General features: G+C 35.5%; 23 protein-coding genes. 17 read left to right on the top strand and 6 right to left on the bottom strand.

Annotation, left to right across the window (positions count from 1 at the left end):
- Positions 1 to 250 precede the first annotated feature (250 nt).
- Entirely contained in the window at positions 251 to 1,879 is a 1,629-nt protein-coding gene (locus tag ACQH3L_RS05490) for a recombinase family protein (protein WP_425384742.1), read from the bottom strand.
- A gap of 341 nt (positions 1,880 to 2,220) precedes the next feature.
- Here ACQH3L_RS05490 and ACQH3L_RS05485 point away from each other — a divergent pair, with 341 nt between their 5' ends.
- A complete protein-coding gene (locus ACQH3L_RS05485) occupies positions 2,221 to 3,417 on the top strand; it encodes a hypothetical protein (RefSeq protein ID WP_425384741.1) in 1,197 nt (398 codons plus the stop codon).
- Positions 3,383 to 4,492 carry a hypothetical protein gene (locus ACQH3L_RS05480; protein ID WP_425384740.1) on the top strand — a complete coding sequence of 370 codons (1,110 nt, stop codon included), beginning with the start codon at positions 3,383 to 3,385 and terminating at the stop codon, positions 4,490 to 4,492. The genes ACQH3L_RS05485 and ACQH3L_RS05480 overlap by 35 nt, the downstream gene beginning before the upstream one ends.
- A gap of 12 nt (positions 4,493 to 4,504) precedes the next feature.
- Here the strand turns inward: ACQH3L_RS05480 and ACQH3L_RS05475 are convergent, their stop codons facing one another.
- The 5 genes from ACQH3L_RS05475 to ACQH3L_RS05455 are packed head-to-tail and all read right to left on the bottom strand — an operon-like array spanning position 4,505 to position 9,631.
- On the bottom strand, positions 4,505 to 6,520 hold the full coding sequence (locus tag ACQH3L_RS05475; RefSeq protein ID WP_425384739.1) for an AAA family ATPase: 2,016 nt from the start codon (positions 6,518 to 6,520) through the stop codon (positions 4,505 to 4,507).
- A gap of 23 nt (positions 6,521 to 6,543) precedes the next feature.
- Positions 6,544 to 7,770 (bottom strand): AAA family ATPase, encoded by a 1,227-nt coding sequence (locus tag ACQH3L_RS05470; protein ID WP_012673264.1) that lies wholly within the window; start codon positions 7,768 to 7,770, stop codon positions 6,544 to 6,546.
- Complete coding sequence (locus ACQH3L_RS05465; RefSeq protein ID WP_007549622.1) at positions 7,767 to 8,267, bottom strand: hypothetical protein; 501 nt, start codon at positions 8,265 to 8,267, stop codon at positions 7,767 to 7,769. Before ACQH3L_RS05465 ends, ACQH3L_RS05470 begins: the two co-directional genes overlap by 4 nt.
- A gap of 23 nt (positions 8,268 to 8,290) precedes the next feature.
- Positions 8,291 to 9,088 (bottom strand): ATP-binding protein, encoded by a 798-nt coding sequence (locus tag ACQH3L_RS05460; protein WP_007549624.1) that lies wholly within the window; start codon positions 9,086 to 9,088, stop codon positions 8,291 to 8,293.
- Positions 9,089 to 9,139: 51 nt separating this feature from the next.
- Positions 9,140 to 9,631, bottom strand: a complete 492-nt coding sequence (locus tag ACQH3L_RS05455) for a sigma-70 family RNA polymerase sigma factor (RefSeq protein ID WP_425384738.1) — start codon at positions 9,629 to 9,631, stop codon at positions 9,140 to 9,142.
- Positions 9,632 to 10,514: 883 nt separating this feature from the next.
- Here ACQH3L_RS05455 and ACQH3L_RS05450 point away from each other — a divergent pair.
- The 15 genes from ACQH3L_RS05450 (at position 10,515) to ACQH3L_RS05380 (ending at position 22,167) form a co-directional block, all read left to right on the top strand.
- On the top strand, positions 10,515 to 10,985 hold the full coding sequence (locus tag ACQH3L_RS05450; protein ID WP_425384737.1) for a Holliday junction resolvase: 471 nt from the start codon (positions 10,515 to 10,517) through the stop codon (positions 10,983 to 10,985).
- A 144-nt stretch (positions 10,986 to 11,129) separates the two neighbouring features.
- A complete protein-coding gene (locus tag ACQH3L_RS05445; protein WP_007549853.1) occupies positions 11,130 to 11,600 on the top strand; it encodes a hypothetical protein in 471 nt (156 codons plus the stop codon).
- A gap of 19 nt (positions 11,601 to 11,619) precedes the next feature.
- Complete coding sequence (locus tag ACQH3L_RS05440; RefSeq protein ID WP_425384736.1) at positions 11,620 to 13,083, top strand: ankyrin repeat domain-containing protein; 1,464 nt, start codon at positions 11,620 to 11,622, stop codon at positions 13,081 to 13,083.
- A complete protein-coding gene (locus ACQH3L_RS05435; RefSeq protein ID WP_425384735.1) occupies positions 13,083 to 14,915 on the top strand; it encodes a phage terminase large subunit family protein in 1,833 nt (610 codons plus the stop codon). The genes ACQH3L_RS05440 and ACQH3L_RS05435 overlap by 1 nt, the downstream gene beginning before the upstream one ends.
- Before the next feature lies 1 nt (position 14,916).
- The gene (locus tag ACQH3L_RS05430) at positions 14,917 to 15,141 is read left to right on the top strand and encodes a gpW family head-tail joining protein (protein ID WP_007549008.1); all 225 of its coding nucleotides are present in this window, start codon (positions 14,917 to 14,919) and stop codon (positions 15,139 to 15,141) included.
- Between the two features lie 26 nt (positions 15,142 to 15,167).
- Positions 15,168 to 16,199 carry a PDDEXK nuclease domain-containing protein gene (locus ACQH3L_RS05425; RefSeq protein WP_039963965.1) on the top strand — a complete coding sequence of 344 codons (1,032 nt, stop codon included), beginning with the start codon at positions 15,168 to 15,170 and terminating at the stop codon, positions 16,197 to 16,199.
- On the top strand, positions 16,199 to 17,620 hold the full coding sequence (locus ACQH3L_RS05420) for a phage portal protein (protein WP_007549005.1): 1,422 nt from the start codon (positions 16,199 to 16,201) through the stop codon (positions 17,618 to 17,620). Before ACQH3L_RS05425 ends, ACQH3L_RS05420 begins: the two co-directional genes overlap by 1 nt.
- The gene (locus ACQH3L_RS05415; RefSeq protein WP_141457038.1) at positions 17,617 to 18,654 is read left to right on the top strand and encodes a S49 family peptidase; all 1,038 of its coding nucleotides are present in this window, start codon (positions 17,617 to 17,619) and stop codon (positions 18,652 to 18,654) included. The genes ACQH3L_RS05420 and ACQH3L_RS05415 overlap by 4 nt, the downstream gene beginning before the upstream one ends.
- A gap of 67 nt (positions 18,655 to 18,721) precedes the next feature.
- Positions 18,722 to 19,093, top strand: coding sequence for a head decoration protein (locus ACQH3L_RS05410; protein ID WP_007549003.1), 372 nt, complete (start codon positions 18,722 to 18,724; stop codon positions 19,091 to 19,093).
- 25 nt (positions 19,094 to 19,118) lie between these two features.
- Positions 19,119 to 20,123, top strand: a complete 1,005-nt coding sequence (locus ACQH3L_RS05405; protein WP_425384734.1) for a major capsid protein — start codon at positions 19,119 to 19,121, stop codon at positions 20,121 to 20,123.
- Between the two features lie 83 nt (positions 20,124 to 20,206).
- Entirely contained in the window at positions 20,207 to 20,527 is a 321-nt protein-coding gene (locus tag ACQH3L_RS05400) for a head-tail joining protein (RefSeq protein ID WP_012673243.1), read from the top strand.
- Positions 20,520 to 21,008 (top strand): phage tail protein, encoded by a 489-nt coding sequence (locus tag ACQH3L_RS05395; RefSeq protein WP_341815464.1) that lies wholly within the window; start codon positions 20,520 to 20,522, stop codon positions 21,006 to 21,008. Before ACQH3L_RS05400 ends, ACQH3L_RS05395 begins: the two co-directional genes overlap by 8 nt.
- On the top strand, positions 20,989 to 21,462 hold the full coding sequence (locus ACQH3L_RS05390) for a hypothetical protein (RefSeq protein WP_006280893.1): 474 nt from the start codon (positions 20,989 to 20,991) through the stop codon (positions 21,460 to 21,462). Before ACQH3L_RS05395 ends, ACQH3L_RS05390 begins: the two co-directional genes overlap by 20 nt.
- Positions 21,449 to 21,904: a phage baseplate assembly protein V gene (locus ACQH3L_RS05385; protein ID WP_007548997.1), complete on the top strand. Its 456-nt coding sequence runs from the start codon at positions 21,449 to 21,451 to the stop codon at positions 21,902 to 21,904. Before ACQH3L_RS05390 ends, ACQH3L_RS05385 begins: the two co-directional genes overlap by 14 nt.
- Positions 21,905 to 21,912: 8 nt before the next feature.
- Positions 21,913 to 22,167 carry a PAAR domain-containing protein gene (locus tag ACQH3L_RS05380; RefSeq protein ID WP_007548996.1) on the top strand — a complete coding sequence of 85 codons (255 nt, stop codon included), beginning with the start codon at positions 21,913 to 21,915 and terminating at the stop codon, positions 22,165 to 22,167.
- The last annotated feature ends 5 nt before the right edge of the window (positions 22,168 to 22,172 follow it).

Below are 22,172 nucleotides of genomic sequence, written 5' to 3'. Positions count from 1 at the left end.
TGGTGTCATGAAAGTAGCTGACACTGGGATGGCTTTGTTGCATCGCTACTTATGAAAGGCTAACTATAATTAGGATTATAAGCAACTTATTGAAAATCTTGTTTTTTTTGCAATCAATCTGATCAAATTTAAGAATAGTAACTTGTTATTTATATTAATAAATTTAATTCTATTGAAAATAGCTAAAGCATTGAAATTCTTGAATTTTAGCCGGATTAGTGAGTGGTAGTGAAATTTCTTTTACTCAAATTTAGGTATTCACTGACCGTTGACTGCTAGTACAACATTGCATAATTCTATTATGGCTATTTTGATCAAAATTTGCAAGATTTTTTATGCGAAATACTATATATAGGTGATTGTGGTTGATTTCAATTTGATGAATTAACATTCTAATAATATTTTGCTTAGTCTGCCAATCTACCAGATCAAGCTTTGATTCAACACTTGAGGAAAAGTTTTTCAAGCTATCTGTAACAAGGCTCAATTCTTGTTGTAACTTCTTTTGATCGAGTGTTCTTTCTTTCTCTTCTTCAATTTCTTTCAAATGCTGTTTCATTGTTGTGATTCTTGGTTCAAATTCTTCTTGGCTTATAAACCCTTTGGCATAGCTATCAATAAATTTTTTGATACTTAATCTTAGCTTACTTTCTTGCTTTTCACGTGTTTGATTATGTAAAGGTTTTTTGTTCTCTGACAATCTACGTTGATATTCATTTGCAATCCTATCTGGCTCTTTCAGGATACTCTTGACTTCTTCCCATATAACTCCATCTAATACATCAGTGCGTATTGATTTATTATCGCAGATTTTATTGCCATTGAATTTGCTAGAGTTTGTACCAGAGCAACGATAGTAATAATATGTCGACTTTTTATGAACGTGGTTTGTACCACAATAAGTATATTGACAACGTTGGCATACCATTAAACCTTGTAATAAATATGTTTCTCTTCTTTGCCTTACTCTTGCTCTTTGTCTATTTTCAGCTAATTGTGTTTGCACTGAATCAAATAAATTTTCATTGATTATTTTTGGTACTGGAATATAAGTCCAGTTCTCTTTATCACTGTTAAAGCGACCACTTTTAAGTTTACCACAAGTTCCTTTTTTTGACTTTTTTACTTGTGGTTTTGAGCATGTCCTAGTTTTACCATAAGCTGCTTGTCCTATATAAGCAGGATTTTTTAACATGTTCCAAATAGTGCTCCTTTTCCAATACCTTTTTCCTGTTCGTGTTATTACCGGTATCTTATTCAGTTCATGTACAACTTCTCCTATACTTGCTCTTTCTTGGCCAACCCGACTAAATATTTTACGCACTATATTTGCCTCTTCTTCATCAACCTCAAATTGAGCACTTCCTTCACCTACATGTTTTGCTATGTAGCGATAACCGTAAGGCGCCCTACCCATCACACTTATACACCCAGCTTTGGCCGCATGAAGTTTACCTCTACGGTTTCGTTCCATAATCTTTGCACGTTCATACTCTGCTATTGCTCCCTGAATCTGTAGAAATAAATGGGAATCAGGATTATCATCAAACTTATGATTCAAAAATACTATTTCAGATCCAGCCTTTTTAAACTCTTCGAGTAGGATCATTTGATATGAAAATTTCCGTGATAGCCGATCAGGTGAATGAATGTATATCTTATCAATCTTACCTTCTGCTACTCTATCACGTAAACTCTCTAAGCCAGGACGTTCTAAGTTTGATCCACTGTAACCATTATCAACAAACCTATGCTCATCTAATAATTCATGTCCATCACTACTAATGCGACGCTCCAATTCTACAATCTGACTCTCTATCGTATTCTCCTGTGCCTGTTGTCTTGATGAAACTCTTGCATACAAGCTTACGGTTGTCATTTTCTTCTACCTCCTTTATTTTATATTTCAATAATTGTTCATAAGCATCTGCCAAATATGTACCTGCCAACCGACTGGGCTCATAACGGCAATTAATAGTTAATTCCCCTTTTTGCATGTTTTTCTTCCTGTGAATTTTCTTATAGGTTAGGAGACTTCTATTGCCATAGCTAAAAGAAAACGTTTACCATTTTAAACTAAACACCTTATTTAAAAAAGCTGTCTAGTTTGCGCAAACAAGAAATTCTCCCTAATAAATATACAAGATTTGAAGAAATTATGTCCAAAAAATCTTTGCCTAAATCATCATATTACGTATAATATGGCTTATTTAATATGTTATGGAGATTTATCCAAGTCATAAATTCTGGGAGAGCGACTTAGAAGTTCCTGTTAACCTTTTATTAGATCGTTTTCAGGATTCTAATATACGTCAATCTTGGTTAGATTCCCTTTCTGGTAAACAACTGAGCATCATTTTTCAGCATTGCTTTAAAAATCATTTAAATGGGCAACTTTTTCAGGATGGAGATTATGACGATAGATCCACTCAGCAAAAACGTAAGATACTTACCAGTTACTCTGACTCTCTTTTTGACTATTATCTCATTAGCTACTTTGATCGTACAAAACTTGAGGCTACAGTTAGTGAAGTAGCAAGATTTGCTCTGACTGAGAAGTTAATGAGATCGTACCTGGTAAAAAACAATACCAAGTATGATAAAAGATCCTTATTGTTTTTACTATTTCACATAAATTGTGAACTTCTAAAATCTGTCTATCACTTTGATAAAGTACAAAAGAAAGGTTTCGTATCATTTGCTTTACAGAAATCACCAAGACAAATACATACTTCATTTAAGGAATTTATGTCACGAGAAGCCGTAGAGCAGATACTTAAGGATGATGACCAGTTGCAGGGTTTTTTCCATCATCAAGATCGGATATATATGTTTGTACGTCGAGGAAGTGACATGGATTTACTGCTTAATTCAAACAAAGTTGTTCATGGCCATAAACCTGAGTGGATGATTTTAGATTTTTCGATTGATGGTACAAAGGTTAATCTCTGTGCTAAAAATACCAATAAAGCTGTGGAAATAGCAAATAGTATTGTAAGTGGTTATTTTAACTGCGAATGTACTTTTGTAAATATACAGGATAAGAACTTTCTACTACAAGTGCATAAATTCCTTCAAGCATGTATAGAGGGTTCTGACCCTAATATTTGTATATTTGAGTTAAATTTTAAGTCAGATTATTTTAAAAATAGTAATACATATCTTACTTTGAGTGTAAAGCCATATGATCCTATTGCACCAGAGTTACATATTTTAAAGCCAGCTATTGGCAACATACTACAATCTATTCAATCAGCTAAAGTAATGTTCCAAAACAAAAAGGTAACATTTTCTTTCAAAATAAGTGGGGAAGTTTATTATTCAGAGCATCCACTCAATAAAAAAGAAAGAGAGGACCTGAAGAAACATATGGAACAATCTTATGGTCTTAAAATTCTTTCACGAGCAAATTGCTGATCTTTTAAGTTCAAATAGTTCTTGGGTAAATCCAAGCCAAAATCATATTAAAGCAGCAAGATACTTATTTGATCTTGGATGGATAAAAATGCAAGAAAGGTATTATATTGTTTGTTCTCGTGAGGAAGATCGTCTTGATTGGCCAAATGTAGTTGATCCAAGTTGTAGCAATGAGATTTTTATTGATTCAGACTTTGATGAAGCATGTGATGACGCTATTTGTGAAAACTGTTCTCGTCATATTTTACCTAACACTTATCAAAAACAGAGATTTCATCTCTTATCCATATACTTAAATACAGAAAAGGTCATAGACTGGTTTGAAACAAAGTTGAATGATTCAAGACTTATGTGGGAAAAAGTGGAACAAGGAGTTTATTATATTTGTAATCAAGGTCGTATTGTAAATCTAATAATCCTTGATTTTTGTACTGATGCGATATTTTTAACTATAGATAAACTTAGAGTCCACCCTACAGTTCTCATTACTCTAAAAAAAGATATACCAAATCTATTACTGAATCTATATGTAGTGCCAATGGTGAAACTGTTTTGTCAGCTTAAGACTGTAACTGAGATATTCCGAGAGGCAGCTAAAAGAGGAGTAGCAAAGGTAGTAGAAAATACTTCTTTGCAAGTTTTACCAGCTTCATATATTTCGCTTAAACGTGTTGAACCAATTATACCAACAAAGCTTTTGGAGTTACAGGTAGTTAAAGGTATGGTATATGTTAATAGTATTGAAGTTATAAATAAAAAAGCTGCATCATGTCTTAATATTTTTCGAATATTGTTCAAGCAATTTTTACATGACTGTGAGAAAGAGTTACCACCTGAAAAACATACACTTCTCAATATTAATCAGTTAGAAAAACTCTTGGGACTTAGTTTAGAAGCAGATTTAGAACATCAAATCAGAAAACCATTAAACAAGATGCAAAAAACGATCAAAGCTACATTGGCTGAGAAATTAGGATTAAGTATTGAACGTGATGATGTAATACAAACCCTTGGTTGGCAAAGATCATCACATGGTTATCGTATTAACCCTTTTACTTTGACTATAAAAAAATAGAATTTCCTGATTTTAAAAATTTTCAGCTCCATGAGTAAATTTTCCAACTCCACGTGCAAATGGTCCTGTTTTTACATCAAGCCATTTATCTTCTTTTGAACCATTAGCCATTCCTTTAACTATTTGCTTTGCTTGTAAAAGCTCTTGAACTATACGCTCTAGTCTATCCCTTCCCATACTATGAAAAACTTCAGGCAGTCTATGCCGTTGTTTATGTATTCCTGCACTTCCTGTATGAGTAAATGGATGTCCTGAAATAGCAGCTCGCGCAATTGAATCAATAAGATATATTTTAAGATCCTTATTACTAGTATTTTGAGCTTTTAATTGTTCAGTAATGTCTTCCAATAGTCCTGTTTCTTCATTTCTTAGGTAAGTGCGTATGGTACGATCAGCAAGGCCATTTGCTTTAACAACTGCTCCATAAAATAGTGCATTTTGTCTTGGGATTTTTCCAATTGACCTAAAAATCATCGGTTTAGTTATATCCTCAACAGGCCAAAAAGCAAAAGAACACCTGACTCCATTTACCAGAGCAGAAGTACCTCGAATAGCATCTCGTGCTTGCTCTACTGTTGATATAGGCTTTTCTCCCTTCAGCTTTCTCATATGATGTGCAGTAATTATTGAAGCTCCAGTGCTACATGCTAAATCAGATAATAAACACATGAGATAATCCCCTACTGCTGGGTCAGCATTTAAATCTGCATGAATGAAAGAAGCAAGGGGATCAAATATAATGAGCTTTAAATCCTTTATCCTGCTCAGCTGCTTCATTACAGACTCAAATTCTGGAGATATTTCTACAACTTTACCGCGAACATTCTTAAGTATGGCAAAAGATCCTCCTATATTTGGCAGTGGTACAATAAATAGCCTATCTTTATATTTTAATCTTTCACATTTGGGATCAAGTCGTTCTAAGCGACGATGTATTTCATTTGTATCATCTTCTGCAGAAAATACCACCACAGATCCATGTTCAGTAACAAGTGGACCAAATCCGCATACCTGATCTATGCTACCCGCAACCTTGAGGGCTAGGTCAAGAAGTAGCATACCTTTACCAGTATCACCCATTGCAGCCAAAATAGATGTTACACCCAAAGGAAATAATCCTTCAACCAAGAATCTTTGCTTTGGTACTGGGCCTACAAAACGCTCTACGCTCCAACTAAAAATATCAAGTGGTGGTTTAATAATTATTTTTCTTGAGTTTTTTTCGATAAATTCTTCAATATTTATTCCCTCTAACACATAATCAGCAGCATCCCAACTCTTTGGTTTATTCGGTGGAATCTTAAGCATAGCAAGTGATGCAACACCAAGTTCTAAAAGTTTCTTTTCAACGTTTTTGGCATATTTATTACCTGCTTCATCGTTGTCTGGCCAAATGATAACATGTTTACCTCTAAGAGGAGTCCAATCTGTTCTATCAATAGGTGCATTTGCTCCAAACATCGCAGTTGTAGCTGTAATTCCTTTCTCTATAAGTGCTTCTGCGCATTTTTCTCCTTCAACCAGAATAACCTTATCGGACTTTAAAATACCTGGAATGTTGTAGAGTGGCCTGATCTCTGGCTCTTTGAATTTTTGTCTTTTAACATCAAATGGTTTAAACTGTTTTTTCTCTAAAGGAGGATCATAACGATAGACTATTACAATCAATTGGTTATTTTCATCGTAGTAATTCCAACTACAAGTCAGATATTGTTCTAGATTTCTGATATTGTTTTGTTTCTTAAGACCAAGCCATTCACTTATTGAAGCCATTACTTCAGGAAATTCTATTTTGGCATTTTTCCCATGTACCGTTGCCCAAAGATCAATAATGTCACCGCCTTCTCCTGTTGCAAAATCTTTCCATAATCCAGCTCTTTCGCCTGTTAATTCTATTACAGTACTTTTGCCTTTGTTACCCTGTACATCACCTACATAAAACTTATCACCACGAAATGTCCCTCTTGGTAGTAGATGAAAAAGACAAGATCTGATATTTTGCAAAAGCTGAGTCTTTAGCTCTACCATAGTATCCGTTTTTTGCGGACAAGTTAAGCCGTAGCTATAATTTTAGAATTCTGCCAACGCCCATTTACCCTGCTAATGAATTTTGCTGGTATTGATTTACCGTTTCTTAGTTCATATACTACTTGCAAGACATTTGCACGTTTACTTGGTTGAAACATTACCATACCAGATGTATAAAAGCTTCTTAAAGCATTAGCACCAATTAAAGCTTGAAAAGGGCTTTTTGCGAGTGTAGCTGTCGATACTTTTCTGGTGTGACGTGTAATAATGATTCCAGCCATAGGATTAATTATAGAACGTAGTTTTTCTACTCTGCTTTGCAGGCCAGAAAACATATTTTCATAGTCAAGAGAATCCAAGACGATAAGGTCTATTGTTTTAAATTTTTCTCCTATGATCTCTTTTATTCTCTCTATACCTTCATCGTTTAAAGTTAATCTCATCTTTGTAGTAACAATCAAGTTTTCTTCTGCTAGATTTGGCAGCCTTTGATTGGTTATGATTTGTTGTATTCGTTCCCTGATGTAATTGTACTCCATCTCATTTTGCAGATAGATTATTTTTAGTGGCCTTGCTGATTTCATCTTAAGAAACGACACTCCTGCTGCAAGATGTGCAAGCAAAGAGAGAAGAAAATAACTTTTGCCAACCTTTGGAGTACCACCAATGACTAAAAGACCACCTGGAGTGAGAATTCGTGGAGCTATTATGTCTTCTGGTATTGGTGATTGATCACTCAAGTACTGCTTTACAGAAAATATTTTTTCTTCTCTTTTCCCCCCTTTTTTTTCTCCACTCTTTGATTTTTTATTGAGCCACTTTCTAGCAGAATATATATCACCCTTAATTAAAATCCAAAGATCAATAATATCACCACCAGTTCCTTCAGTAAAATTACGCCAATCACCAGCTTCCTTACCTACTATTTTAACTGTAATTGTATTTCCATTTAAGTTTCCAATATAAGTTTTATCTCGGTAAAACTCACCATTTGGAAGTAGGTAAGAAACACACTCTTTGATATTATCAATTAATAATGCTTTTATCTTTTCTTGCTTTTTAGACATAAAACTCCCATACATATTTTTCATACGTGTAAAGTTGAGATTAGCTAGCTCACAAACAGTTTCAAAAGATTTTGAATTCAGCCAATTAATTGCTTCTTCTCTTAGCTTTGGGTTTTTTCCTACTGCGTCCTGAATACCTCTAGTAACGACAGCAGACCAAAGCTTTTCCTCGTCGTACTTCAAAACGGGACCCAATCAGATTCAATGCTATTGTTTTGTTCTGGAGTAACAACTGCAGTAATTCTGTTCCTGTCTCCGTATCTACTATCAGCTTCAATACCAACTTTTGCAGTAAACTCTAACCCGTTAAAATCAGCTATAGAGTTGATTTTTCTAGCAATAACTGCTTTCTCTGAAGTGTCATGTGCATGAATATTTCGTGCTGACTCCAAAATACTTCTAAGCATGGAACGACCAGATTCTCCCCAAGTATCTCCTTCAACGCTTGCTTTGCCACTTTTAATACCAATTACTTGAAAAATCTTGCGTTTTGCGTATGGACCTTCAGTGACAATAAATTCAGCGTTTAAATAGATGCTGCCGGTAGCATAGCTTTTAGTAAACCAATTTTCATAACCTCCAGGCTTGATTGTCATTTTTACCTTTACTATTGTACATTTTGGTATTAATCTACTTTGCGGTTTTACAGTGTTAAAGTCAGTTAACAGGTCTTCTAACATATATCATTCTCCATGTTTAAATTTTAAAACTTGCTTTTAATCTTTGTAAGCAGCTTGCCTAAATGCGGTTCTTCAACCATACTCAGGCGTCCACTGCGGTCTTTAGCTGGGTATCCCCAAGGGTTTAAAGTGTGGCAAACAAAAGAGCGCTTCTCCGTTCCATCATCTTTCTTGATTCCAACCATACTGATTACTTCGTCAACTATCCCAGGAATTTCACTAGCAGTTTTAGTTCCTTCGCATTGAGGTAGCCAAACTGGACGATTGCAGTCATCGAGATATTGACCTAAAGTGCCAACTATAATGATGTCTTTGTCTCTGATGTGTTGAAATTGATTGAGCCAAGCCATCATTTCCTGAGCAAGTAACCCATAGGCAACTCTCATATCCTGTTTTCCTGATCTCTCAGAAAAAGCTTCAGGTTGCATTTTTGCCCATAATAGACATAAACGTGAAGCAACGGTTATGCTATCTACAAAAATGCATCGGTACTTAGAAAACTCAGAGGAAAAATCTTTGTATTTACTAGATACATGTTCATAGTGTCTTTGGCTGTATGCTTGATCAGATTTCAGTGCAGGATTAGGCCCCCCTATAAGACAAGCAATATCTCTAGCCTCATTCCAAGTGCGAATCTCAGTTGAATCTCCTTTCCAGTCTTGTACAGCTAGAAGTCCTGCTTCAAAATCAAGACAAAGTGTTGGTTCATCTATGGTCTTTAGGAGACTTGTTTTACCAATACCATAAGGACCAAAGATGACCATTTTTACAGTTGATATTGTTTGCAATCTTTCATTATTATTCAAAATTTTAAGAACCATTATTTATCCATGCTACGATGTATATATATACAAGAAAGGCAAAAATTTTGTTCAATTTTTCTTTTTGCCTGCGTAGTAAATAGAAGAAAGTTTGGCACGTATCTTCTTGATAATATTGTTTAAAGTGGTTCTTGAAACGTTGTTCATTTTGGCAACTTCATGTAAGTTGAAAAATTTAAGTTGCTCACATATATTTTGCCATTCCTTTGGTAAAACCGAGATCATATAGTCTACATCAATGCGTTTTGTTATTTCACTCTCAAGTAGCTCTGTTACATCGATACTAATATAGTTATTGATATCGCGTTTTGCACATCGCTGTTTCTTTAGCAAGTTAATAGCTTTGTTTTCAGTTAATCTTGCTACGAAAGTGTTAAAGCTACTTTTATCTTCATCATATTGATCAAGACATGGCCAAATTTCACAGAAGAGTTCTTGCTCAAGATCTTCGTGAGCTTCATTAATAAAGCACTTAGCAAGTTTCAGTCTATAAGCTTGATATTTTACATTTTTAATAACTATATGGTAGTTTTGTAATTTCATAACTTTCCTTAAAAACAAATTGATGCTTTTAAGGATGAGAGTTATTAATGCCGTTATGTAGGACAGGAGCAAAAATAAATAATACTGATGCGATTTTTAATCTATTGATATTCTGTTATTTTTTTTTGAGAATAATACCGGTGCAATTTAAAATAATACAGTTCAGGTTTTTGGAACCTATTTTGAATGGATTTCAAAGAATGGGTAGCTCAGACTTCCTAAAATTATATTAAAAATATATAAGAATTTCATATTTTGAAATTCAATATCACCTAAAGAGCTAAAAATGTGGATTTCGCTATTAAAAGAATAGCTTAAATTTTTAAGAGGAAAATAGTTGAAAAGTATGCTCTCTATAACCTTAAGTTCCGTTCCTAATTACTGGCTTCCTAAATCAGGAATTAGGAATCAGGAATCTAGAATTAGCCTGTATGGCGGGTTTTCACCATGCGTTCCTAAAACCGTTCCTAGGAACGGCATATCTGAAGTCCGCCAATATGGAGGATTCTAGCTTCCTGAAACCCTTATATATAATATATATATATAATACATATATAAAAATATACACATATATAAAAACATATAAAATATCAGATTAGAATAATAAAAGAACCTCTGAAAGTAGAAAAATCATGTTTAGAAGGTTTTTAAATAAACATCTTCAAGAAAGAGTTAATTATAAAAAATTTTCAAAAATTGAAGATTTTTTGGACGTAATTTTTTCAAATCTTGTATATATACGTACTCGGCAATTGAAAGATTTGGTAAACAAACTGGCTGTAAAAGAGTTTTCATATTAGTTGTTAAATTTCGAAAATTAAAGATTTTTTGGACATAATTTTTTCGAATCTTGTATATATATGTACACAACAACTGAAAGGAAATGCTCACCCTAGATCTTGGCAAACAAACTGGCTGGACTATTTTAAATGATGGAATAGTGCAAAGTGGAAGTAAGAGTTTTCATGTTAGCAGGTTTAGTGGTGGTGGAATGCAGTTTTTAAATTTTCGTAATTGGCTTAATTCACTTAAGTATAAATTTCCAGGCATTGAAGTTGTGTACTTTGAAGAAGTGAGAAGACACTTGGGAACTGATGCTGCACATATCTATGGAGGGTTTTTAGCACACCTTTCTGCTTGGTGTGAGGAAAGCAATATTCCCTATCAAGGTGTTTCGGTTAAGACTATTAAACGTTTTATAACTGGCAAGGGAAATGCAAGTAAAGCTGATGTTATTGAAGCAGTGCAGAAAAAGGGTTTTTGTCCAACAGATGATAATGAAGCAGATTCTTTAGCATTAATGTTCTATGTTATGAATTTCAGTAAAGATTTTAATACATTAAAAGTATCATAAAAAGTGGGTCCTTTTGGCCAGAATAGCGGATTTGGTGGTCCTGACCTCGGGCCTTCTTTAGCGTTAGACATATTTCAAATGTTAACTACTTACGAAATTATAGCTGAGAAGTGCTTGAGCAGTGCTAAAAAAGGAGAAAAAAAGGTGAGAATTACGCAAGCAGAGTGGGCAAGGGAAAAAGGATTTTCGAGGCAATATGTCTGTTCTTTAGTAAAAAAAGGAATAGTTGAGCTGGAAGATGGACTTATTGACCGAGAACAAGCAAATGAAGCGGTAGCAGCAATAAGAGATCCAAGTCAACCACTGAGGAGAAAAGAGCGCGGAGAAACACTTTCAACGATATTGCTAAAAACGCGAATAAAAAATGAAACCGAGCGTGGTAAACTTTTGGAAGCTAAAGTGAAAGCTGAAATAGGCAAATTTGTGTCAATTGAAGAGGTAAAAACTGAAGCATTTAACGTAGCAAGAGTTGTTCGTAATAATTTGCTTAATATTCCAAATAGAGTTTCAGCACTACTTGCATCACTGAGTGACACTGAAAAGATTCATATGGTACTAACTGAAGAGATTACAAACTCACTCCAAGAATTATCTAATACTAAATTTCAAATATAAAAAAGATTTTGAATATAAAATGGCTGATAACTTAAGTTTGGAGTTAATAAAGTGTCTCATTAATCAACCTGGATTAGATGTTAATGTCAGAGGGTTAAACGGAAAAACTCCACTGCATTGCGCTATAGAGTTTGATGAATTAAGCATGGTGGATTTGTTACTCACGAAGAAGAATATTAATCCTTTTGTGGAAGATAATGAAGGTAAAACATCTCTTGATTACGCCAAAGAGGGGAAAAAAGCAGAAATATTACAAGCACTAATTAATAACAAATACGGATCAGAGCAAGATAGTTTACTTCATTTAGCTGCAATGATAGGTGAAGTTAATGCAGTTAGATATTTGATCAGAAAAGGTATTGACGTTAATGTACGAAATGCTCTGCATCATACACCATTACATCTAGCAGCAGGGATAGGACATGCAGAAGTTGTAAAGATTTTGATAAGAGAAGGAAAAGCTGAAATAGATGTCTTTGATGCACGAAATCAGACACCAATGCACTATGCAGTTAATAATAAAAAGTTGGAGATAGTAAAGTTACTGCTGAAGCTTGGAGCAGATGTGAATAGTGCACGCATGGGACAAAACTCAATGAAATTGTCGCCTGTTCATATAGCTGTAAGTAATACTAATTACGATGAAAGAGACTTATGTCTTGATATTCTCAAATGCTTAATAAGGGAGCCTAATGCTCAAGTCAATTTACAAGATTACGAAAATAAAACACCACTACATTACGCTGAAAGACTGAAAACAATAGAGGTTTTACTAACACGAGAAGACATAGACCCTCTGGTAAAAGACGATAGCGGCAAGACACCATTTGATTACGCTGAAAATAGACCTGAGATAAAGAAGGTTTTGATGAGTAGTAAATACGGCTCTGAAAAGAATAGTCTATTGCATTTAGCTGCACAGAAAGGAGTTGTAGATACAATTTTAAAAGAAGAAATCGATATTAATATCTTAAATAACAAAGGTCACTCTCCGATTTACCTTGCTGCGGAAAAAGGACATTTACATGTAGTAAAATTACTACTGAAAAAAGGAGCAAACTATACACCTGTTTTGCACTTAGCAATCAAGTCAAATAATTTAGAATTGCTAAAAACTTTATTTAAAGAAAAGAGTATCAAATTACCAGATGAGATAGGCAGATCTGTACCAATTTATTATAGGTGTATAGAACGTAGAGATGCAAAAGTAAGAAAATACAATAATGTGATCTGTGTTTCTACCTCAGTAAGTGCAGTAGCAATAGCGGTATATATAGGGTTAACAGCAATAACAATAAGCAATGCAATCATTTTTGCAACAATAACAGGGATATTTGCACTTATTATAGCACTAATGATAAGTGAGGTGAGCAAAAGATATATAGAAAACGAATTTCAGAAAAAGATGTTTATGGAACTGGAGGAGTGTAGTTCTACTGTTAATGATGTTGAGATAGAACCAGTTATGAGTAGATGCAGATAATGATATACGCTAGAGCTTTTTCTGAAGGTTTAAGACCAGACCCGCAACTTAAAGTATCAGAGTGGGCGAATGAGTATCGAGTTTTAGCGCCAACTGCAGCATCAGAGCCAGGAAAATGGAGAACAGAAAGAACTCCTTATTTAAAAGAAATCATGGATTCACTATCTCCTTCTTCACAGGCTGAAAAAGTAGTATTTATGAAAGGAGCACAGATTGGAGGAACAGAAGCTGGTAACAACTGGATAGGCTATATCATCGATCAAACACCAGGTCCAATGCTAGTAGTACAGCCAACAGTTGAAATGGGAAAGCGCTGGTCAAAAGGAAGATTTGCACCGTTAATAGAGAGTACACCATGTTTAAAAAGTAAAGTAAAGGACCCAAGGTCAAGAGATTCAGGCAATACTGTACAAAGTAAGGAGTTTCCAGGTGGAATAGTAGTAATAACTGGAGCAAATAGCAGTGTAAGCCTCCGATCTATGCCAGTAAAGTATCTCTTTCTTGATGAGATAGATGCCTATCCAGGAGATTCTGGAGGTGAAGGAGATCCAGTTTTACTCAGCATAGCCCGTACTAATACATTTGCACATCGAAAGATTTTTTTAGTGTCAACACCAACGATTCATGGAATAAGCAGAATTGAGAAAGAATTTGAAGCAACAGATAAGAGATACTTTTTTGTACCATGTCCGCATTGTAATTATTACCAAGTATTAAAGTGGTCACAAATAAAATGGGAAAATAATGACTCAAGAACAGCACATTATGTCTGCACTGAATGTAGCGGCAAAATAGAAAATCATCAAAAGACAGAGATGCTTGAACGTGGAGAATGGAGAGCTACAAATCAAGTACACAATAGCAAAGTAATAGGATTTCACCTTTCAAGTCTTTATAGCCCAGTTGGGTGGTATAGTTGGCAACAAGCAGTAGAGGATTTTCTGCATGCAAAGGAAAGTGAACAATTACTGAAAGTTTGGATCAACACAACGCTTGGAGAAACCTGGGTAGATAAGGGAGAAGTACCAGACTGGAAGCAATTATTTAACCGAAGAGAATTTTTTCCCGTAGGCACAGTGCCTAGGAGAGAAGTGGTACTTACAGCAGGAGTAGATGTCCAAAAAGATCGGTTAGAAGTAGAAGTTGTAGCATGGGGAAAAAGCCGCGAAAGTTGGTCAATAGACTACCGAGTATTTGAAGGTGATACTGGAGGCGGAGAAGTATGGGGAAAACTCTCTGAGCTCTTAAATCATCATTTTATCGGTCAAAATGGGCTTGAATATATGATAAGTATGATGGCAGTTGATGCAGGGTATGCAACGCAAGAAGTATACAATTGGGTAAGAGGTCATCAAGGAGCTGGAAGAGTAATGGCAGTTAAAGGTGTAAATAAAGCCCTAGTACCACTTAGCAGTCCAAGTAGAGTAGATATAACAGTTGGTGGTCAAAAGCTAAAAAGAGGAATAAAGCTATGGCCAGTGGGAGTATCGATATTAAAGTCAGAGCTTTTTCAATTACTTAATATTTTAAAAGAAGAAGAAGGAAAAGCTCTACCTGGATATTGTCATTTTCCCGAGTATGCACCTGAATATTTTAAACAGCTAACGGCAGAGCAATTAGTCAGCAAGGTAGTGAAAGGATATACCAAACAAGAGTGGCAGAAGGTAAGAGAAAGAAATGAAGTGTTAGATTGCCGAATTTATGCCAGAGCAGCATCTATTGCGCTTGGAATCGATCGTTGGCCAGAGAGTAAATGGAATAGTTTAAGTGAAAAGCCAGAAAGCAAAAAACCTAAAAAAGTGAGACAAAGCAAATGGTTGAATGAGAAGTAAGATGTACAACGAAGAGTATTTAATTCAAGTCGAAGAAGCGATAAAAAAGCTGCAAAGCGGAGAGCGAGTAGTATCAATTGCTTATGGTGACCATGTGGTGAGATATGCTGAAGTTCAAATAAATGATTTATTGAATTTAAGACAACGAATTAAGGCTGAGTTAAAAGTTGCAGGTATGAAGCCAAAGAGGAAAATTGTTTTTTCAACGAGTAAAGGGATCATATAATGATAAAAATCGTTGAAAGGAATTTTATGACAAAAGTTATAGCAAAAGAATATACAGAATTTTTAGAGCAGCTGAAAGAGCAGATCGCTACTAGTCGTTATAAAGCAGCATTAGCAGTAAATAGCAAGCTTATTGTGCTTTATCACCATATTGGCACAGAGATCTTAAAGCGGCAAAAAGAACATGGTTGGGGTGCTAAAATTATTGATCAACTCAGTCGTGATTTAAGAGATGCTTTTCCTGATATGAAGGGGTTTAGCATTCAGAATCTAAAATATATGAGAAGGTTTGCGGAAGAATATAGCGAAAATGAAATTGGTCAACAAGCTGTTGACCAATTACCTTGGGGACACAATATTGTAATAATGTACGAAGTTAAAAATAAAGAAGAAAGATTTTGGTATATTAAAAAATCATGTGAACACGGCTGGTCTCGCAATATCTTGTCTATGCAAATAGAGACAAATTTGTATAAACGTGAAGGTAAAGCAATAACAAACTTTAGGAATAATCTTATATCACCTCAATCAGATTTAGCACAGCAAACGCTCAAAAATCCTTATGTATTTGATTTTTTAAGCCTTGGTAAAAAAGCGCATGAAAGGGAGATAGAAAAAGCTCTTGTAGCTCACATAGAACGTTTTCTTTTAGAGCTTGGTGAAGGGTTTGCATTTTTAGGAAGGCAGTACCATTTACGGGTTGGAGACAGAGATTTCTATTTAGATTTGGTTTTTTACCATATTAAGCTCCGTTGCTATGTTGTAATTGAGTTAAAGGCCGGTAAATTTAGGCCAGAATATACTGGGAAGATGAATTTTTACCTTTCAGCAGTTGATGATTTATTAAGACAGCCAGGTGATAATCAATCAATTGGTCTTATCCTATACCGCTCTAAAGTTGGTGTTATAGCCGAGTACGCATTACGTGACATAAATAAGCCGATAGGCCTTGCGGAATATAGGATAACCGAGAATCTACCAGAGAATATAAAGACAGCTTTACCAACGATAGAGGAATTAGAAGCTGAGTTATCTAAAGTTTCAGATCAGGAAAAGTGATGCTACTTAAGTCATTCAAACAACTATTTAACAAGCCAAAAATCAAAAGCTCAGCATGGGATGCAGCAGGCTCAGGAAGAAGATTTTTACACTTTCAACCAGAGTTAGGAAGTATAAACAATTTGCTGTCTCAAAGCCTTGAAACTTTACGTAGCCGCTCTCGTGATATGGTAAGAAAAAATCCATATGCAGCAAATATCATTGATACAATAGTAAGTAACTCTATTGGAACAGGAATAAAACCGCAATCAAAAGCAAGAGATGGAGAATTTCGAAAGAAAGTACAAGAATTATGGCTGAAATGGACAGATGAAGCAGACAGTAATGGGATAAGTGATTTTTACGGATTACAAGCTCTAGTATGCAGAAGTATGATAGAGGGAGGAGAATGTTTTGTACGTTTAAGAACGAGAAAGCTGGAGGGATATGTACCATTACAACTGCAAGTACTGGAATCAGAGCATTTAGATAGTAAAAGTAATCAAAAACTAGCCAATGGTAATGTAATAAGAAACGGCATTGAGTTCAATAGACTTGGGCAAAGAGAGGCATATTACTTATTTAGAGAACATCCAGGCGAAGGCTCATTTGGAGAATCAGTGAGAGTACCAGCAAACGATGTTTTACATATTTATAGACCACTAAGACCTGGGCAAATTAGAGGGGAGCCTTGGCTTTCTAATATACTGCTGAAGCTTTATGAGCTTGATCAATATGATGATGCAGAGCTGGTGAGAAAGAAAACTGCAGCAATGTTTGCTGGATTTATTACGAGACTCGATCCAGAAGCAAATATCATGGGAGAAAGTGAAAGTAATGAGCAAGGAGTGGCACTATCAGGTTTAGAGCCAGGAACAATGCAGCTTTTAGACCCAGGAGAAGACATAAAATTTTCAGAACCGTCAGATGTTGGAGGAAGTTATGAAGCGTTTATAAGACAGCAACTCAGGGCAATAGCGATTGGTACAGGGATAACATATGAACAGCTAACAGGAGATTTAACAGGCGTTAATTATTCATCCATTCGAGCAGGATTGATAGAGTTTCGCAGGAGGTGCACGATGTTACAGCATAACATTATGGTATTTCAGTTTTGCCGTCCTGTATGGGATAGGTGGTTAGAGTTAGCACTACTTTCTGGAGAGCTAGACATAGGTGAAGAATGGACAAAGGGAAAAGAAGGAGCAAAAAAAGAAGTAAAATGGATACCACAGGGATTTGATTGGGTCGATCCGCTAAAAGATCAGCAAGCACAGCAAATGGCAGTAAGAAATGGATTTAAGAGTCGATCGGAAGTAGTATCAGAAATGGGTTACGATGTAGAAGAAATTGACCAAGAAATAGCAGAAGATCAAAGACGTGCAAGTGAACTGGGCTTAAGTTTTGATTCTGACGTTACGGCCAATCAAGAGGTACTATGAAACAACAATGGCTAAACAGATGTGTAATGGTAGAACCAAGGAGTTTTGAATTACTGTCACTACAAGCAGGAAAGCAGCCTATCTTTAAAAATATAAAACATGCAGTAAGAAATAGTGAAAGAGGAATAATACCGATACATGGAATCTTGACAAAAAAGTCAGAAACTTTTGATGGTTTACTGGGTATGACATCATATGAAAAAATTCATGAAGAGATAGAGAGCGCTTTAGAAGATAAAAGCATAGAGACGATTCTACTTGATATAGATAGCCCAGGAGGAGAAGTAAATGGAGTGTTTGACCTTGCTGATTTTATTTATGAATCAAGAGCAAAAAAGAGAATTATTGCAATAGCAAATGACGATGCGTATTCTGCTGCGTATGCAATTGCTTCTAGTGCTGAAAAGATTTTTCTCACCCGCACTTCAGGAGTTGGGAGTATAGGGGTAATCGCAAGTCATATAGATCAAAGTGGGTTTGATGAAAAACAGGGGATAAAATATACTACAGTATTTGCTGGAAGTAGAAAAAATGATTTAAATCCACATGAGCCAATAACTTCTGAGAGTTTAGAAAATCTAAAAAGCGAAGTGAATCGTTTATATGGAATGCTGGTTGAGCTAATAGCGCGGAATAGAAGCCTCTCTGTAGAGGCAATAAAAAATACTGAAGCAGGGCTATATTTTGGCGAGAAAGCAATAGAGATGGGTCTTGCAGATGGAATGACAATTCTTTCATCTATTAATAAAAACAGGAGTATTACTATGAATGAACAAACTACAAATGACCTAGAAACTGATAATTTAACCAAGTATCGTACTGAAGTTCTTGAATTAATACGATTATGTAATATATCGAAGATGCCAGAAAAGATAGGAGAATTTATTGAGCAAAGCGTAAGTGTTGAGCAAGCAAGGGAGGTTTTAATGGAATTACTTGCAGAAAGAACGAAGAAGACAGAGATACTGAGTGCAGTACCACAGAATTCAGGAGAAGAATTGATGATGCAGGTAGCGAAAAGTCGTAGGAGTTAAAGTATTTTTATAACCGCCGTATATAGCATTGATAAAAGCGGCGGTAATCAGTTAAGGAGAGAAATTTATGAGTTGTATAAGCGAACAAAATAATCTGGGTGACTTATTAAAGTATGAGGTGTCAAGTCTATATTCAAGAGATCAGATAACAGTAGCCAAGGGACAAAATATTAAGCTTGGTGCAGTAGTTGCCAAAAAGACGGAAGATGGTCTTATTAGAGTACTTAATCCCGCTGGAACAGATGGCACACAAACAGCGATAGGTGTAATAGTAAGTGATGTAAATGCAATAGAAAATACTAAAGCGGTAATTGTTACTCGTGTTGCAATACTAGCAGATCATGCAGTGGTGTGGCCAGCAAATATCACTGAAGAGCAAAAAGCTGAAGTAATAAAGCAACTTGAAGGACGAGGGATCATTATCCGCAAGGGAGTTTAACTAAAATTAATAAGGGGAAAAAAGAATGCAAAATCCATTTACAAATACAGCATTTAGCATGACGGCACTAACAAATGCGATGAATATATTGCCGATAAATTATGGACGTGTTGAAAATTTAAACTTGTTTCCAAATAGGTCAGTAAGATTTAGACATATTACCATAGAAGAACATAACGGAGTTTTAAGTTTACTACCAACGCAAGTACCAGGGGCACCAGCAACAGTAGGAAAAAGAGGAAAAAGAAAGGTAAGAACATTTACGATTCCGCACATTCCGCATGATGATGTAGTGCTGCCAGAAGAAGTACAAGGAATAAGGGCATTTGGATCAGAGAGTGAACTTAAAGCGCTTGCAGATGTAATAACTGATCATTTGCAGCTAATGAGAAACAAACATGCAATAACATTAGAGCATTTGCGAATGGGAGCGCTAAAAGGAATAATTTTAGATGCTGATGGGTCAGAATTATTAAATCTGTACAACGAATTTGAAATAACACCAAAAGTAGTAAATTTTGCCCTGGGAACAGCAACAACTGATGTAAAACGTAAGTGTCTGGAAGTATTGCGGCATATTGAAGACAACTTAAGTGGTGAATATATGACCGGGATTCATGCACTGGTAAGCCCTGAGTTTTTTGATGCACTCACTTCTCATGCTAAAGTAAAAGAAGCATATGAAAGATGGCAAGAAGGAGCAGCGCTAAGGAATGATATGAGGTCAGGATTTACGTTCTGTGGAATCACATTTGAGGAATATAGAGGGCAAGCAACTGATCCTGAAGGAACCGTGAGAAGATTTATAGAAAGAGATACAGGTCACTGTTTTCCACTAGGAACAGCAAGTACATTTACAACATATTTTGCACCAGCAGATTTTAATGAGACAGTAAATACTCTTGGGCAGCCACTATATGCAAAACAAGGGCCAAGAAGATTTGATAGAGGGACCGATTTACATACGCAGTCAAATCCTCTGCCAATGTGCCACCGTCCAGCAACACTAATCAAGATTGTTGCAACATAGGTAGAGCAAATATAAAGCGGTGTGAGGCAGAAGAATGCTTTACCTCTTCTTAGCATATAAATGTTAGTATATAGCGGAGAAATGTGCAAGAGAATATTAAGAGATTATTTAAAGATTGTTTTGCCCATTTAGGAGAAGTGGCTTGTTATAAATCAAAGGATAAGTCATATATGGTACAGGTATTAAAGCAACAGCCAGATAAATTATACGAGATTGGTGAAGGACAATTTGTGGGAGAGATGCTTTTTCTTGAGGTAAGCATTTTTGATGTACTGAGGCCAATGGTAGGAGATATTTTTGTTATTGACGATCGTAAATATAAAGTATATTCGCCACCGCTTCGAGATAACTCAGGAGTAGTGTGGAATATAAAATGCACGGTATTTGGAGAGAAGGATGTTTAACATTGAGGTTAATGAAAATATTGAGAGAATTATTCACAACATTGATGCTAACAAAGCAAAAATAGAATTGGCAGCGGTAAGAGCGCTAAACAAAACGGCATTATGGTTAAAATCTCAGGCTGTCCGAGAAATCAGTGAAGAAAAGCAAATTAGGCTAAAAGTAATTAGAAAAAGACTAAGAATTATCAAGGCAAGGAAAAGCACTTTGAAGGTTTTAATTAGAGCATATCTGTATGATATAAATATAAAACAAGCAAAAATAAGAACAGCATTTAATGATGCATTTATGGCAACGATGCCAAGAGGCTATCGTGGTATTTTTAAACGTGAAGGAAAAACAGCACTGCCAATACAGGAAGTTAAACTACCACTTGAACCTGAGGCTTCAAGGATAATAGAAAATCTTGTTAATTATGAAGTTGAAAGGATATTTGAAAAATATTTTACACATGAGTTATTTTATGACGGCATTTTGGACTAATTTACATGAGGTAATCTGTAATACGCTAAAGGCAGAGATACCAGCAATTCAAACTTGTGAGGTTTATCCAGCAATAAGGAAAGAGTTAGCAGCTCCAGCGGTATTTATAGAATTGTCAAGTCTAGAGCAAGGAAAAGATCCAGGAACAGAGGAGCTAGCGCTGAGAGCAAAATTTGAGGCACGAATAGTGATCGATAGCACAATAGAAAATGCCCCTATTATTGTCAGATCATTAGCTGCTGAGGTTGCCAGAGTAGTAAATAAAAATACTTGGAACGTGAAAAATGTTTCACCAGGAGAATTTATATCAGGAGGAGGAGATGATTTTAGGCCAGAGCTCGATGCATATTTAGTGTGGATGGTAGACTGGGCGCACGAATTGCATGTAGGGCGATCGATTTGGGAAGTGAGTAAAATAAAACCTCATTTAATCGATGTGAATGTTGGAAAGTAATTTTGCAATTTCAGAATTGCGGAGAAAATTGGCCAACATTGTCCGTATAGGCATTGTCGAAAAAATAGATTATGAAAAAGCTAAAGTAAAAGTTAAAATAGGTGAACTTGTAACAGATTTTCTTCCATGGATAACAAATAGAGCTGAAAATTGGTTACCACCAAATATTGATGAACAGGTAATAGTATTATCACCATTGGGAGAATTGTCTTTGGGGGTAGTGTTACCGGCAATATATCAGGAAAAATACCCTCCTCCAGAGAATAAAAAGGAAGTAAATAGTATAAAATTTCAAGACGGAACAAAGTTTACATATGATAAAGGGAAACATCATTTAGAGATTGAAGTAGTAGACAAAATAACACTGAAGGTTGGGGAATCAAGCATAGAGATAGCAAAGAACGAAATAAAACTAAAAGCAAAAAGAATAAATCTAAATTAGGGAAAGGAATGAATAAATCAGTTGTACGCCTAGGAGATCACTGTGAAGAAGCGTTGCCGCATTTTTGTATAAGTGGAAGCAGAGATGTATTTATAAACGGAAGACCTGTCTGTAGGCAAGGAGATAGTTTGAGTGAAGGAAAAGTAATGACTCAAGGGTCGAAAGCAGTGTTTGCAAATAGCAAAGCGATTGCTCGTACTGGTGACCTAATTTCCTGTGGAGCAGTGGCAGAACAAGGAAGCAATGATGTCTTTGCAGGGTAAGTGAT

The organism is Wolbachia endosymbiont (group A) of Sturmia bella (assembly GCF_964030905.1).
Lineage (GTDB): Bacteria > Pseudomonadota > Alphaproteobacteria > Rickettsiales > Anaplasmataceae > Wolbachia > Wolbachia pipientis.
Note: the sequence above shows the minus strand (reverse complement) of the source record. Positions and strands in the feature narration are given on the sequence as shown.